The 12,051-nt window shown below is 43.5% G+C and carries 11 protein-coding genes; 1 reads left to right on the top strand and 10 read right to left on the bottom strand.

All coding sequences use genetic code 11. From position 1 onward, the window contains the following. Positions 1–130: 130 nt before the first annotated feature. From BMZ22_RS14325 to BMZ22_RS14300, 6 genes are all read right to left on the bottom strand, one after another. Entirely contained in the window at positions 131–2,260 is a 2,130-nt protein-coding gene (locus tag BMZ22_RS14325) for an ATP-dependent Clp protease ATP-binding subunit (protein WP_090086832.1), read from the bottom strand. A gap of 249 nt (positions 2,261–2,509) precedes the next feature. Continuing rightward, on the bottom strand, positions 2,510–4,087 hold the full coding sequence (gene mbcS, locus BMZ22_RS14320) for an acyl-CoA synthetase MbcS (protein ID WP_090086831.1): 1,578 nt from the start codon (positions 4,085–4,087) through the stop codon (positions 2,510–2,512). Positions 4,088–4,233: 146 nt separating this feature from the next. Continuing rightward, positions 4,234–5,028, bottom strand: coding sequence for a delta-lactam-biosynthetic de-N-acetylase (pdaA, locus tag BMZ22_RS14315; protein WP_090086830.1), 795 nt, complete (start codon positions 5,026–5,028; stop codon positions 4,234–4,236). A gap of 72 nt (positions 5,029–5,100) precedes the next feature. Then, positions 5,101–6,411: a Na+/H+ antiporter family protein gene (locus tag BMZ22_RS14310; RefSeq protein WP_090086829.1), complete on the bottom strand. Its 1,311-nt coding sequence runs from the start codon at positions 6,409–6,411 to the stop codon at positions 5,101–5,103. Positions 6,412–6,961: 550 nt separating this feature from the next. Continuing rightward, the gene (locus tag BMZ22_RS14305; protein WP_090086827.1) at positions 6,962–7,753 is read right to left on the bottom strand and encodes a YfkD famly protein; all 792 of its coding nucleotides are present in this window, start codon (positions 7,751–7,753) and stop codon (positions 6,962–6,964) included. Between the two features lie 110 nt (positions 7,754–7,863). Then, positions 7,864–8,256: an OsmC family protein gene (locus BMZ22_RS14300; RefSeq protein ID WP_090086825.1), complete on the bottom strand. Its 393-nt coding sequence runs from the start codon at positions 8,254–8,256 to the stop codon at positions 7,864–7,866. Positions 8,257–8,396: 140 nt separating this feature from the next. Between BMZ22_RS14300 and BMZ22_RS14295 the strand changes: the two genes are divergently transcribed. Further along, positions 8,397–9,569 carry an MFS transporter gene (locus BMZ22_RS14295; RefSeq protein ID WP_090086823.1) on the top strand — a complete coding sequence of 391 codons (1,173 nt, stop codon included), beginning with the start codon at positions 8,397–8,399 and terminating at the stop codon, positions 9,567–9,569. 48 nt (positions 9,570–9,617) lie between these two features. Here BMZ22_RS14295 and BMZ22_RS14290 read toward each other — a convergent pair whose 3' ends face one another. From BMZ22_RS14290 to BMZ22_RS14275, 4 genes are all read right to left on the bottom strand, one after another. Then, complete coding sequence (locus BMZ22_RS14290; RefSeq protein ID WP_090086822.1) at positions 9,618–10,439, bottom strand: YihY/virulence factor BrkB family protein; 822 nt, start codon at positions 10,437–10,439, stop codon at positions 9,618–9,620. A gap of 23 nt (positions 10,440–10,462) precedes the next feature. Beyond that, on the bottom strand, positions 10,463–10,768 hold the full coding sequence (locus BMZ22_RS14285) for a hypothetical protein (protein ID WP_090086820.1): 306 nt from the start codon (positions 10,766–10,768) through the stop codon (positions 10,463–10,465). A 19-nt stretch (positions 10,769–10,787) separates the two neighbouring features. Then, complete coding sequence (locus tag BMZ22_RS14280) at positions 10,788–11,258, bottom strand: low molecular weight protein-tyrosine-phosphatase (protein WP_090086895.1); 471 nt, start codon at positions 11,256–11,258, stop codon at positions 10,788–10,790. A gap of 122 nt (positions 11,259–11,380) precedes the next feature. Beyond that, a complete protein-coding gene (locus BMZ22_RS14275; protein WP_090086818.1) occupies positions 11,381–12,046 on the bottom strand; it encodes an SOS response-associated peptidase in 666 nt (221 codons plus the stop codon). Positions 12,047–12,051 lie beyond the last annotated feature (5 nt).

Genomic DNA, 12,051 nt, shown 5'->3' with positions numbered 1-12,051 from the left:
TTTCCCGCACATATTTTGCGCTTCCGGAACATATTTCCCATTTCCGGAACTTATTTTTTCGACCCCCATCCATACAAGATACCTAAAAAAAGCCGCTGAGCAGTGTCAGCGGCTTTTTTATACACACATATTATTTGGTTTTTTCAACAACGATCTCGTCATCTTTAACATCTACATTGACAGACTCAACGGACTCTTCTTCCAGAATCAGATCAGTCAACTGATCTTCAACTTTGTCCTGGATGACGCGACGCAACGGCCGTGCACCGAAGCGGCGATCGTAGCCAAGTTTAACGAGTTCTTCTTTTGCCTCGTCAGTCACTGAAATAGCGATGTTATTTTCTTCAATTGTTTCTTCAAGTTCTGCCAGCATCAAGTCAACAATTTGCAGCAGGCTTTCTTCAGCCAGTTCATTAAATGTGATGATACTGTCAAAACGGTTCAGAAACTCAGGTTTAAAATATGCACTTAAGTTTTCAAGCGTTTGAACTGATTCGTGCTCGTCCCGGTTGAATCCAACATTGATTTGTTTATCACCGGTGCCGGCGTTACTGGTCATGATAATCACTGTATCTTTAAAACTTACAGTGCGACCGTGTGAATCGGTCAATTGGCCGTCTTCCATGATTTGCAGGAACATGTTCTGCACATCAGGATGCGCTTTTTCAATTTCATCCAGCAACAGGATGGAATAAGGATTTCGGCGCACTTTTTCGGTTAACTGACCTGCTTCTTCATGACCGACATATCCTGGTGGTGAACCAATAATTTTGGAAGTCGAATGTTTTTCCATATATTCACTCATGTCGAGCCTCATCAGGCTGTCACGTGAGCCAAACAGTTCTTCAGCCAGTGCTTTTGTCAGTTCAGTTTTACCAACCCCGGTCGGTCCAACAAACAGGAATGATCCGATCGGGCGGTATTTTGATTTAAGTCCTGCACGGCTCCGGCGGACAGCTTTGGCAACCTTTTGCACTGCTTCGTCCTGACCGATGACTTTCTCACTGAGGTTCTTACCGAGATCACGCATTTTCTCCTGCTCATCAGCTTGAAGTTTGGTGACCGGAATACCGGTTTTTTCCTCAACAATCAATTGGATATCAGAAATATCAACATCGACAACCTGTTCTTCATCTTTGGCTTTATCCAGTTGTTTTTGCAACTGGATTTCCTGATAGCGCAAGTGGGCTGCACGCTCATAGTCCTCTTTTTCAGCTGCTTCTTCTTTTTCCCGGACAATTTCATCCAGACGGCTTTGAATACTGTCTGAATCTTTTTCCGCATTATCAAGATTCAAGCGTGAGCCGACTTCATCCATCAGGTCAATCGCTTTGTCGGGCAGGAAACGATCCTGAATATAGCGCTGTGACAATGTGACAAACGAGCGGATCGCTTCATCAGAGTAACGCACCTCATGGAATTTTTCATAACGGTCTTTAATGCCATTCAAAATTTCAATCGCATCTTCAGCGGACGGTTCTTTGACCATGATTGGCTGAAAACGGCGTTCCAATGCGGCGTCTTTTTCAATTTGACGGTACTCTTTCAAAGTGGTTGCACCAATCAATTGCAGTTCACCGCGTGCGAGGGCCGGTTTCAAAATATTGCCCGCGTCCATTTGAGAACTTTCGGCGGTGCCTGCCCCAACAAGAAGGTGGATTTCATCAACGAACAGAATAACGTTCGGACGTTCCTGCAGTTCCTGTACAAGCTGCTTCATGCGCTCTTCAAATTGTCCGCGCATGCTTGTGTTGGCAACAAGTGATGCCACATCCAAAAGATAAATTTCCTTATCCATCAGCTTAGCCGGCACCTTGCCTTCTGTAATTTTTAATGCCAGTCCTTCAGCAATCGCCGTTTTACCGACACCTGCTTCACCAATTAAGACCGGGTTATTTTTATTACGGCGGTTCAACGTTTCAATCGTCCGTTTCACTTCATTATCACGGCCGATAATCGGGTCAACAAGCCCGGCACGTGCAGCATTTGTCACGTTTTTGCCAAGCTGATCGAGTAAGCCGTTATTGCCCGATCCTTGTTGTGTTTTGGTTCCGGTAAACCCTTGACCTTGCTGACCATTTCCCTGGAAAAATTTATTGGCAAAATCGCCTTGCTGGCCTTGATTAAAGCCACCGTTCATCATACTTCCTTGAATTTCACGAAAACATTCGTTGCATAGATGCATATTCATACGCTCATTGTTTATTTGCATTGCGACGTTAATCGATGCTGGACGCGTACCACAATTTTGACATTGCATATGTGATGCCTCCCTTTAATTAGAATCTATTTTAAAAGGTTTGACTTTGACTATCTTTGACCTTTGATTTTATTATAACTTGACCTTCTTTGACTTTCAAGTGTTTTTGCTCAATTTTTTCGGAATAAGTATGGTTAAAGGGTGTTCAGCCGCTTGTATTTACCATGCATCGTTGACCAAACCCGGATTCAAACCCTATCCTAAAGATTCACGTAAAAAGACTGTCCTAAACATAGGACAGCCCCTTTATCATGATAACTGTTTTTCTTTTTGTCTCAGCTCAACTCTTCTAATCTTACCCGATGTTGTTTTTGGCAACTCATCAATAAATTCAATTTTTCGCGGATATTTATACGGTGCTGTCAGGTCTTTTACATGATCCTGCAATTGTTTGACCAAATCAGGATCATCAGGTGCCGAGTCCTGCAGAACAATGAATGCTTTAACCACACTTCCGCGGACTTCATCCGGGCTTGCAACAACAGCACATTCCTTCACAAATGGATGTTTGACCAAAGCATCTTCCACTTCAAACGGTCCGATTGTATAACCTGAACTGATAATTATATCGTCACTGCGACCCTCAAACCAGAAATAGCCCTCTTCATCCTTCCACGCCTGGTCACCTGTCACGTAATAGTCCCCGCGCCGGGACATTTGCGTGCGTTCAGCATCTTTATAATATTCCCGGAAAAGTGCCGGACTGTCCAGCTTAACGGCAATATCGCCAATCTCATTGGCGGGCAGCGGTTTTCCTTCTTCGTCAATAATCTCCACTTCATTGCCGGGTGTCGGTTTCCCCATAGCGCCCGGTTTTACTTTCGTATCTTTGAGGAAGCCAAGCAATAAAGTGTTTTCCGTTTGACCATAGCCATCACGGACCGTTATATCAAACTGCTTGCGAAATGTATCAATGACTTCACGGTTTAGCGGTTCACCGGCTGAAACAGCGCTATGCAATGCCGGCAGCTGATAGTCATTGAGGTTATCAACTTTCGCCATCAGACGGTATTCCGTCGGTGTGCAGCACAGTACATTAATTTCTTCATCCTGCAACAGACCGAGATATGTTTTCGGATCAAATTTTCCTAAGTATACAAAGCCGGTAGCTCCTGAACCCAGGACTGACAGGAAAGGACTCCAGATCCATTTTTGCCAGCCAGGACCGGCCGTTGCCCACACTTTGTCTCCTTCATTGATTGCAAGCCAATTCCCCGGTGCGGTTTTTAAATGTGCAAATCCCCAGCCATGTGTATGTACAACTGCTTTCGGATTGCCCGTTGTTCCTGAAGTATAAGACAAGAACGCCGTATCATCTTTTGTGGTATCAGCGACGTCCAGCTGATCTGAAGCAGATCCCTTCAGTTCATCAAGGTTGTGCCAGCCATCCACAGATTTTCCAATCGAAAACAGCGTGAGCCGGTCATATTCCTTAACGCCCTCAAATTGATCGGCATATGGATAGTAGCTGACGACTGCACTTACTTCCCCATGACTGATCCGGTATTGCAAGTCTTTCGTTTTCAGCATTTCTGAACTTGGAATGACAACAAGTCCTGCCTTGATTGCTGCCAGGTAAGTTTCATATGCTTCAATCAGGCGCGGTATCATGATCAATACTTTATCGCCCTTCTTCAAGCCTTTTTCTTTGAAAACGTTGCCAATTTTGCTGACGTTTTTAATCAAATCTTCATATGTAATTTCTTTTTTATTGCCATTATCATCCATCCAAACCAGTGCCTTCCTTGAAGGACTTTTAGAGGCAAAGTGTTCCATTTCCATAACAATATTATAGTCTTCAGGCGCAATGAGATCTTGTTTGTTCATCATATCAGCTCCAATTCAGATTTATTTTAGTATATCAGAATTGAACTAAAATTTGAATTAGTTTATATGCTTATGAATTTAAGATGAATTGCCTATACATAAATAAAGCTAGCCTTTAAAAAGCCAGCTTTTTCATGAACAAATTTCTAATAACCATAAATTGGCTGTGGCAGATTATTTTTCATTACAAGATGATCAAGCGTTCTGAACTGATAACCTTGTTTTTTCATTTCGGCTATCATTTTATCCAGTGCTTTCGCGTTGTCGGAGGACACGGTATGAAGCAAAACAATCGCCCCAGGGTGCATATGATCCATTATATTTTCATAAGCATGCCGCCAGCCTCGCTGCTCGCCCCAATCGACAAAAGCCAGCGACCAGAATACATGAATATAACCAAGCTCATTTGCCCACTTCAATGATTTTTCACTAAACATTCCTTTGGGCGGCCGCAAATATTTAATTTCCTTCTGTGCTGATACATCAGCAACCGCTTGTTCCAGGGTCTCCAGTTCTTTCGCCATTTTTTCTTTCGTAACGACTGTTAAGTCAGGATGGTGATACGAATGATTCCCGATGATATGGCCTTCTTCTGCCATCCGTTTAACAAGGTTTGGTTCACTTTCCACATAATGCCCAGTCAAAAAAAATGCAGCAGGGACCTCGTGCTTCTTCAGGACATCGAGAACTTCATCCGTATAGCCTTTCTCATAACCGTTATCAAATGTCAGATAAACTGTCTTTTCTCCGGAATCATCAGCATAATAAGCATGGTGTTCCTCGAGAATTTGCTTGTATTTCCCCACGTCGGGTATGTGATGATCATCATTTTTTTTAAACCCCCATCCATACCCGCCAGCTGGCTGACTGGCATCTGCTTCTGCAGCAAAAGTAAGCAAAACGAGGACGAATGTCAATGCCATGATGTAATAATACTTCATTCCACAGCCCACCTGTTTTTTTCTTATTTTGCGTTACAGAACCACTTTTATGCATAGGCACGGAACAGCCATTTACAGGATCATTGCTGCAATCCAGCCAAACACGACGAGCGGAATATTAAAGTGAATGAATGTCGGAACGCATGTATCCCAAATATGGTGATGCTTGCCATCAGCATTCAGACCCGACGTTGGACCGAGCGTACTGTCTGAAGCCGGTGAACCAGCGTCACCCAATGCGCCGGCAGTCCCGATTAATGAAGCAGTCGCAAGCGGCGAAAAGCCTGCCGTTATACAAATCGGCACAAATAATGCAGCAAGGATTGGGATCGTTCCAAATGATGACCCTATTCCAATTGTGACTACAAGACCAACAAGAAGTAATACAAGCGCGACGATGGCCTGGTTGTCGCTCAAAAACCCTGAAGACATTTCAACAAGCGCACTGACGGCTCCCGTCTCTTCCAGCACATTGCCAAAACCGGCCGCTACAAGCATGACGAATGCGATTTGTCCCATCATCGCAATACCATCGGCCATCACTTGATCGCCTTTTTTGAATGGAACCACAACAAGTGCAAACATTAGTACAAGACCTGTCAGCGCACCTGCAATTAAGTTTTGGAAAACTGCTTGAACGACTAATGCTCCGAGAATCGCAACAAGTGTTAAAGCATGTTTACGATTAAAGGATACATTCTCCGCTGGCGGCGCCGTAAAATTAACCTCACTGCCGCCGGCACCCGGGATCGATTCACGTTTTTTCCGATATGTTATGAATACAGCAATTAATAAGCCGACAATCATCCCGGCGCCCGGAACCAGCATAGCCTGTGCTGTCTCGGTGATTGTGATGTCAGTACCATTTTCAGTCATTCCGTTTTGAATCGTCTGGTGAAAAAGCAAACCAAACCCTGCCGGAATCATGACATACGGTGCCTTTAATCCAAACGTCAATGCGGTTGCAACACTGCGCCGGTCCACTTTCATTTCATCAAATAATTTTAATAATGGCGGAATTAATATAGGAATAAATGCTATATGAACCGGAACAACGTTTTGTGACAACGATGCGACGCCGGCAATCGCCAATACCATGATTGTTTTCTTTCCGGTTAATACCCTGATCAAAAAATTCACAAGTATAGTAGTTATGCCTGTATAGCTGATAGCCACCGCAAACGCACCGAGCAAAATATAACTTAAAGCTGTGCTCGCCTGGTCGCCCATACCATTAACCATCATATCGATTGACTCAATAATTGACAGTCCTGACAATAAGCCTGCCGTCAATGCTGCAGCGATAATCGCAATGATGACGTTGACTCGCAGCAGACTGAGTATTGTCAGCACTAATACTGATAAAACAACAACCCATTCCATCTTCGTTTCCCCTCTTTTCTATCTCTCTCAAACATTACTTTATCATGGTAAAGCATTAAAGCAAGAAAATCAACCCTGTTTTTTATAAAATTTAAGGGAACAATGTGTTTAGCCAGCTCAGAGAGTGCGTTTTACGTCTCCGGAAGTGTTGTATGGCTCCCGGGTGATTCCACCTTTAGATCGCGTAAACTCTGCTGATTTCGCGTGGTCACCGCCCCGGTTCGGTTGGTCCTCCTACTTTTTCGGTTGGTCATAACGTGAGTTCGATTGATCCATCCTTGGTTTCGGTTGATCCTCTCCCGATTTCGATTGGTCTCTCCTCTATTTCGCGTGGTCATGTCTTAATTTCGATTGCTCACCATACGATTTCGACTGATCCCACCACGATTGCGTGTAATCCCCTTCCGTTTTCGCGTGATCCCCCACGCGGTTCCGATTAATCTTCTCCCATTCCGGTCGATACACCACACCCCGCTACACTTAGGTTGATACCTTGCCTTTCAGCTAAAAAACCTCTGCCGGAATTTCTCCAGCAGAGGTTCAGCCGTTTCTATTTCAGATTAAATGAATACGATACGTGATCCTGGATTGGCACCCATGCACCGATTCCCTGTTTTGTAACATTTTTGACTACAATTGATTTATCGTAGCCTTTTAATTGAAAGTATACTTCGCCAAATGTTACCTGTCCCCGTTCATTAACGGCGGGAGCATACGCTTGGAGCTCCCCATATTTTTTGGCAGGCACGCTATAGGTGTTATCTTTTTTCGTATTTTTCCCGATAACTGTTGAATATGCCAGCGGCAGCTCGATTTTATCCTGCGCCTCAAGAAGCATCATTTTTTTAACATCATCAGGATTGGCGATTTTATTGGTCAATGCACCTTTAACTTCTTTTTTATTTTGCTGGGTATATTGCATTTGTTGCTCATTATCCCCGCCGATATTATTTAATTCATTTGTATTAATGTTTTGATACTCCCAGTTAATATTCGTCTCATCTGACTTATAGTTCAGCGGCCATCTTCCGATATAAACCATCCCCCGATAACCAAAAGCGATTGGCGATGGTTTAATTGACGTTTCATTCAGCATCTTAATAAGATCCGGATTGTCGATCGCTACATCAACACCGTCAATCAGTTCCTGTGTCAGTTCACTTGGTTCCACGACTTCCTGGTCCTCTGTCGAATTAGGGAATGTGTTTTCTTTTGATATATTCAATACGTGGTTCGGAACTTCAAATTCTTTTTTTGCTGAGTCATCTTTCTCGGCAAGGGCATTTACTGGGAGCATTATAATCAGTATCAGTAAGACGCCAAACCCAAAATATTTATTCATGTGTCCCTTCCTTTCCGTGAGCTGCTGTGGACGTAATCCGTCGGACCAGCCTTCTTGCAGCTTTTAACACTAGTTTTTTCGGACACATGAATATTATACTTTGTTAAATTTTAACTGCTTAACTCAACCGATTCGAGTGTTTCTTCAATATGAATACTGTCTTCAACTGAACGGACCATTGAACAATTCTTTCTTGCCAGGGCCAAGTTTTTGTATAACTTTTCGTCGTCAAGATTGTAGCCTTTGATGACGTAATGCAAATCGATTCGCTCGATTCGATTAGCTTCTTGTTCGTTTCGCTCAACCTCGGCTGTTATCGTCATGTCAGCTATTTCGGTTCGCTGCTTGCTTAAAATTTTGCGAAAAACCGAGGCACTGCAGCCTGCAATCGATGCGACCATCAATTGAAATGGGCGAAAGCCGTATTCATCGTTACTCGATATGTCAAGCTGTCCATAATCCAAGTCAATACGCATGCCTTCCTCTTTTAAATGAAATTCCATTATAACCTCACCTCTTATAAGTTAATGTTATTCCTAATGCTATACCATAACGCCCCTTTAATGAAGTAATTTGAATTGACCTCTTACAAAAAAAGCATTACATTGAGTAAAGCCATATAAATACTGGAAGGTGTCGAACGATGGTATCTGCCCAAACACGATTTTACATATTAATTGCGCTCGTTTTTGTATCCGGGTTTTCTCAGGGCATGCTCCTTCCCTTGCTGTCAATTATTCTGGAACAAAATGGCGTTTCATCCTCGGTCAATGGGCTCCATGCGACGGGGCTGTATATTGGTATATTGATTGCTTCACCGTTTATGGAAAAACCTATGCGCCGATTTGGTTTTAAACCGGTAATTGTTACAGGCGGGATGCTCGTTTTTGTGTCACTTGCTTTGTTTCCTTTCTGGCAGGCGTTGTGGTTTTGGTTTATATTGCGTATTATTATCGGGATCGGTGATAATATGCTGCACTTTGCAACCCAAACCTGGATTACCACAACAAGTCCAAAAGAAAAACGCGGAAAGAATATCTCATTTTATGGGTTGTCATTTGGGCTTGGTTTCACTGTAGGCCCGCTGATGACCCGGCTTTTGGAGATAAATCAGGCCATGCCGTTTCTTGTTTCTGCATTGCTGAGCATGCTCATTTGGTCACTGATGTTGTTTGTACGGAACAAGATGCCTGAGGAGGACGATGTACACGCCTATAGCAGTTCCAGCTCCATTCAGCGATTTATTCATACCGGAAAACTTGCCTGGGTGGCGATGCTGCCCGCATTTGGCTATGGTTTTCTTGAAGCAACATTGCATGGCATTTTCCCTGTTTACGGTCTCAGAATTGGACATGATGTTAACATCCTGTCGCTGATTATTCCGTTTTTTGCGGGGGCAAGTATTGTTACACAAATTCCTCTGGGCGTATTAAGTGACCGCGTTGGCAGGCGAAGGATTCTGCTTACGGTTATCGGTGGCGGAATTCTCGCGTTTCAGTTCGCAGCTTTATTTGAAAAATCTGCAGCAACACTTTTCATCGCCTTCGCTGTCTCCGGCATGCTCGTTGGTTCCCTGTATTCTTTAAGTATTGCTTTTATGACCGATATGGTTCCGGCGTCACTTTTACCCGCAGGTAACTTGATGACAGGGGTCTCATTCAGTATTGGGAGCTTAACCGGACCGTATCTGGGCGGTGTCTTTATCGATTTGTTCCCTGATGTTTCGTTTTTTTACGTCATTATTTTAATGCTTATCATAATGTTTGCGGTCATCTTTTTCAAAAAAGATCATCAGCTCAAAACATCAGTTAATTAACGCATGCAAACCAAAAAAGCTGCCGTAACCAACCGGCAGCTTTTTCATTTAGTTTAACCTTCTTTTCCGGAGCATGGCGTTAATGACGCCACCGACCATAATTATAATACCACTCAAATAAAACCAAATCATAAGAACAATGACGGTACCCAGACTTCCGTATGTTGCCGTATAGTTCCCCATGGAATTCACATAAAAAGAAAAACCCAATGAGACCAATTGCCAGCCGACAGTTGCAAACAGCGCGCCCCATACAACATTTTTAAAATAGATTCGCATGTTGGGAGCTAACCTGTACAGTGCCAGGAGCACGATAAATATAACAACGGATGAAACACCCCAGCGCAGCGTGTCCCAGACAGCTAAAAATCCCTCTGACATGCCAACAAATGAGAAAATATATTCTCCTATCATTTTTCCGAATACCGGCAGCAGAAAAGCCATCGCAATGACAAAAACCATCGCAATCGTCAGTCCGATTGCAATCAGCCGCATAACAATGAACGAACGATCTTCATCAACTTTGTAAGCGCGGTTAAACCCCTTCATGATCGCATTGACGCCATTGGAAGCGGCCCACAATGTACCAATGATACCAACTGACAATAACGAACCGCTCTGGTTATTGACCAGTTCGGATACATTTTCATTAATCAGTTCATTAATTTCACCGGGCGCATACCGCTCGATAAAGCTGGTGACATTGCCCGAGTCCAGTGGCAGATAACCGAGCAGGGTCATCAAAAAAAGCAGGAATGGAAACAATGACAACAGCAAGAAATAGGCAAGCTGTGCTGCCACGCCTGCAATATCATCATCGCTTATACGCTGAAATAGTTCTTTGCCGAAAGCTATGGTTTTCTTCCACATTTAATCGCCCTCACACGTTTTGTTTACAAATTGTTATTCAGCTCTTCCCCATCATTTTTATTTGTAAACTTCTCCAACGAGGTTTCCACCTGTTCTAAAGCATTTATGGCATTATCCGCACCTTTTGTGAAAGCCGTATTAAAACGGTCAAACGTGTTCTTTGCGTTTTTAACAGCTTCTGATGGTCGTTTAATATAATACGACGAGTCGTTTTTGAAAGCTGACATTTTTTCTGTTGCATAACCTCTTGCATCGCGGTCGATCAAAGATAATAGTCCACCTGCAATCGTACCTATAATCAGTCCAAGACATAGTTTTCGTTTACCCATAATTAATCGCTCCTTAATGTTATATGTTATTTTCATTTCTGATATGATTTAGCAATGCACTGCATCCTTTTGATACCAGTTCATAAGTATAATCGAAATTTCCTGTAAAATAGGGGTCGGGGACGCTGGATTCTTCGGCCTCATCCACGAAGTCCATCAGTTTGGCTACCGTGACCTCCTCATGCTTATCACTTAACCCTCGAATCGCACCAATATTATCATCATCCATGGCGATAAGATAATTAAAATCCCGGAAATCACGAACATCAATTTGCCGAGCTTCCATCCCCTCGTATGAAATTTGCTGTCTATCCAGGAGATTTCGTGTTCCTTCGTGAGGTGACTCACCTACATGCCAATGGCCTATCCCGGCGGAATCTGCCTCGATTTTACCTGACAGCTTCTCTTTTTCTGTCAGATCCCTGAAGATTGCTTCGGCCATTGGGGAACGGCAAATATTACCCAGACACACAAATAATACCCGTATCATGGCTTCAACTCCTGCTTTGAAATTATTGCCGAATATGTTTTTATTATAATAGGAGCTGCAATCAAATGCCACCATCCTCTATTACAAATTAAAGATGGGGTGGCGACTCCGGTAATTCATAGCTATACAAGCGGCGCAATGCAGCCTTCGTCATTATTTTTTGCTGAATTGACATAGCTTGCCACGTCATATGCCTGAAGACCTTCCGTTTCCAGCGATGTCAAAAAATGATAGGCCTCCTCCGGCGACTGTTCCCCTGTCTTGATCCAGTCATCTTCCTTTTCTTTTGGCAGAATAATCGGCATACGATGATGAATATCCTGCATGAAACCATCCGCTTCTTTTGTCAGAATGGTGCACGTAAAAAGCTTCTTATCATCCTTTTCCCATTTATCCCACAGACCGGCAAAGGCAAACAGCCGGCGATCTTCCAGCTGGATACGTTTCGGCTGTTTTTCCTTCCCATCACGTTTCCATTCATAAAAACTGTCCGCTGCAATCAAACACCGTTTTCGGGACATCAGCCGTTTGAAGCTTGGTTTTTCATGCGCTGTCTCACTCCGGGCGTTAATCATCTTATAACCGATTTTTTCATCACTCGCCCACGAGGGGACAAGCCCCCAGCGCAAATAGCCGGCACGTTTTGCTTTTCCGTCATGAATGATGGCCATAACATTCTGGCCCGGTGCAACATTGTAACTGGGCTGATAATTCTTGATTGGCTGCTCAATACCAAACTCCTCAAGCACTTCGACTTCATCGGCCAGCAACGTATAACGTCCGCACATCGCGT

The organism is Lentibacillus persicus, from assembly GCF_900112705.1.
GTDB lineage: Bacteria > Bacillota > Bacilli > Bacillales > Amphibacillaceae > Lentibacillus > Lentibacillus persicus.
The sequence above is the reverse complement of the archived record's forward strand: the minus strand, read 5'-3'. Positions and strand labels throughout refer to the sequence as shown.

Excerpts from the sequence above, each read along its gene's own strand:
- BMZ22_RS14325 (WP_090086832.1), bottom strand. The coding sequence starts at position 2,260 with ATGCAATGTCAAAATTGTGGTACGCGTCCAGCATCGATTAACGTCGCA.
- mbcS (WP_090086831.1), bottom strand. The coding sequence starts at position 4,087 with ATGAACAAACAAGATCTCATTGCGCCTGAAGACTATAATATTGTTATG.
- pdaA (WP_090086830.1), bottom strand. The coding sequence starts at position 5,028 with ATGAAGTATTATTACATCATGGCATTGACATTCGTCCTCGTTTTGCTT.
- BMZ22_RS14310 (WP_090086829.1), bottom strand. The coding sequence starts at position 6,411 with ATGGAATGGGTTGTTGTTTTATCAGTATTAGTGCTGACAATACTCAGT.
- BMZ22_RS14305 (WP_090086827.1), bottom strand. The coding sequence starts at position 7,753 with ATGAATAAATATTTTGGGTTTGGCGTCTTACTGATACTGATTATAATG.
- BMZ22_RS14300 (WP_090086825.1), bottom strand. The coding sequence starts at position 8,256 with ATGGAATTTCATTTAAAAGAGGAAGGCATGCGTATTGACTTGGATTAT.
- BMZ22_RS14295 (WP_090086823.1), top strand. The coding sequence starts at position 8,397 with ATGGTATCTGCCCAAACACGATTTTACATATTAATTGCGCTCGTTTTT.
- BMZ22_RS14290 (WP_090086822.1), bottom strand. The coding sequence starts at position 10,439 with ATGTGGAAGAAAACCATAGCTTTCGGCAAAGAACTATTTCAGCGTATA.
- BMZ22_RS14285 (WP_090086820.1), bottom strand. The coding sequence starts at position 10,768 with ATGGGTAAACGAAAACTATGTCTTGGACTGATTATAGGTACGATTGCA.
- BMZ22_RS14280 (WP_090086895.1), bottom strand. The coding sequence starts at position 11,258 with ATGATACGGGTATTATTTGTGTGTCTGGGTAATATTTGCCGTTCCCCA.
- BMZ22_RS14275 (WP_090086818.1), bottom strand. The coding sequence starts at position 12,046 with ATGTGCGGACGTTATACGTTGCTGGCCGATGAAGTCGAAGTGCTTGAG.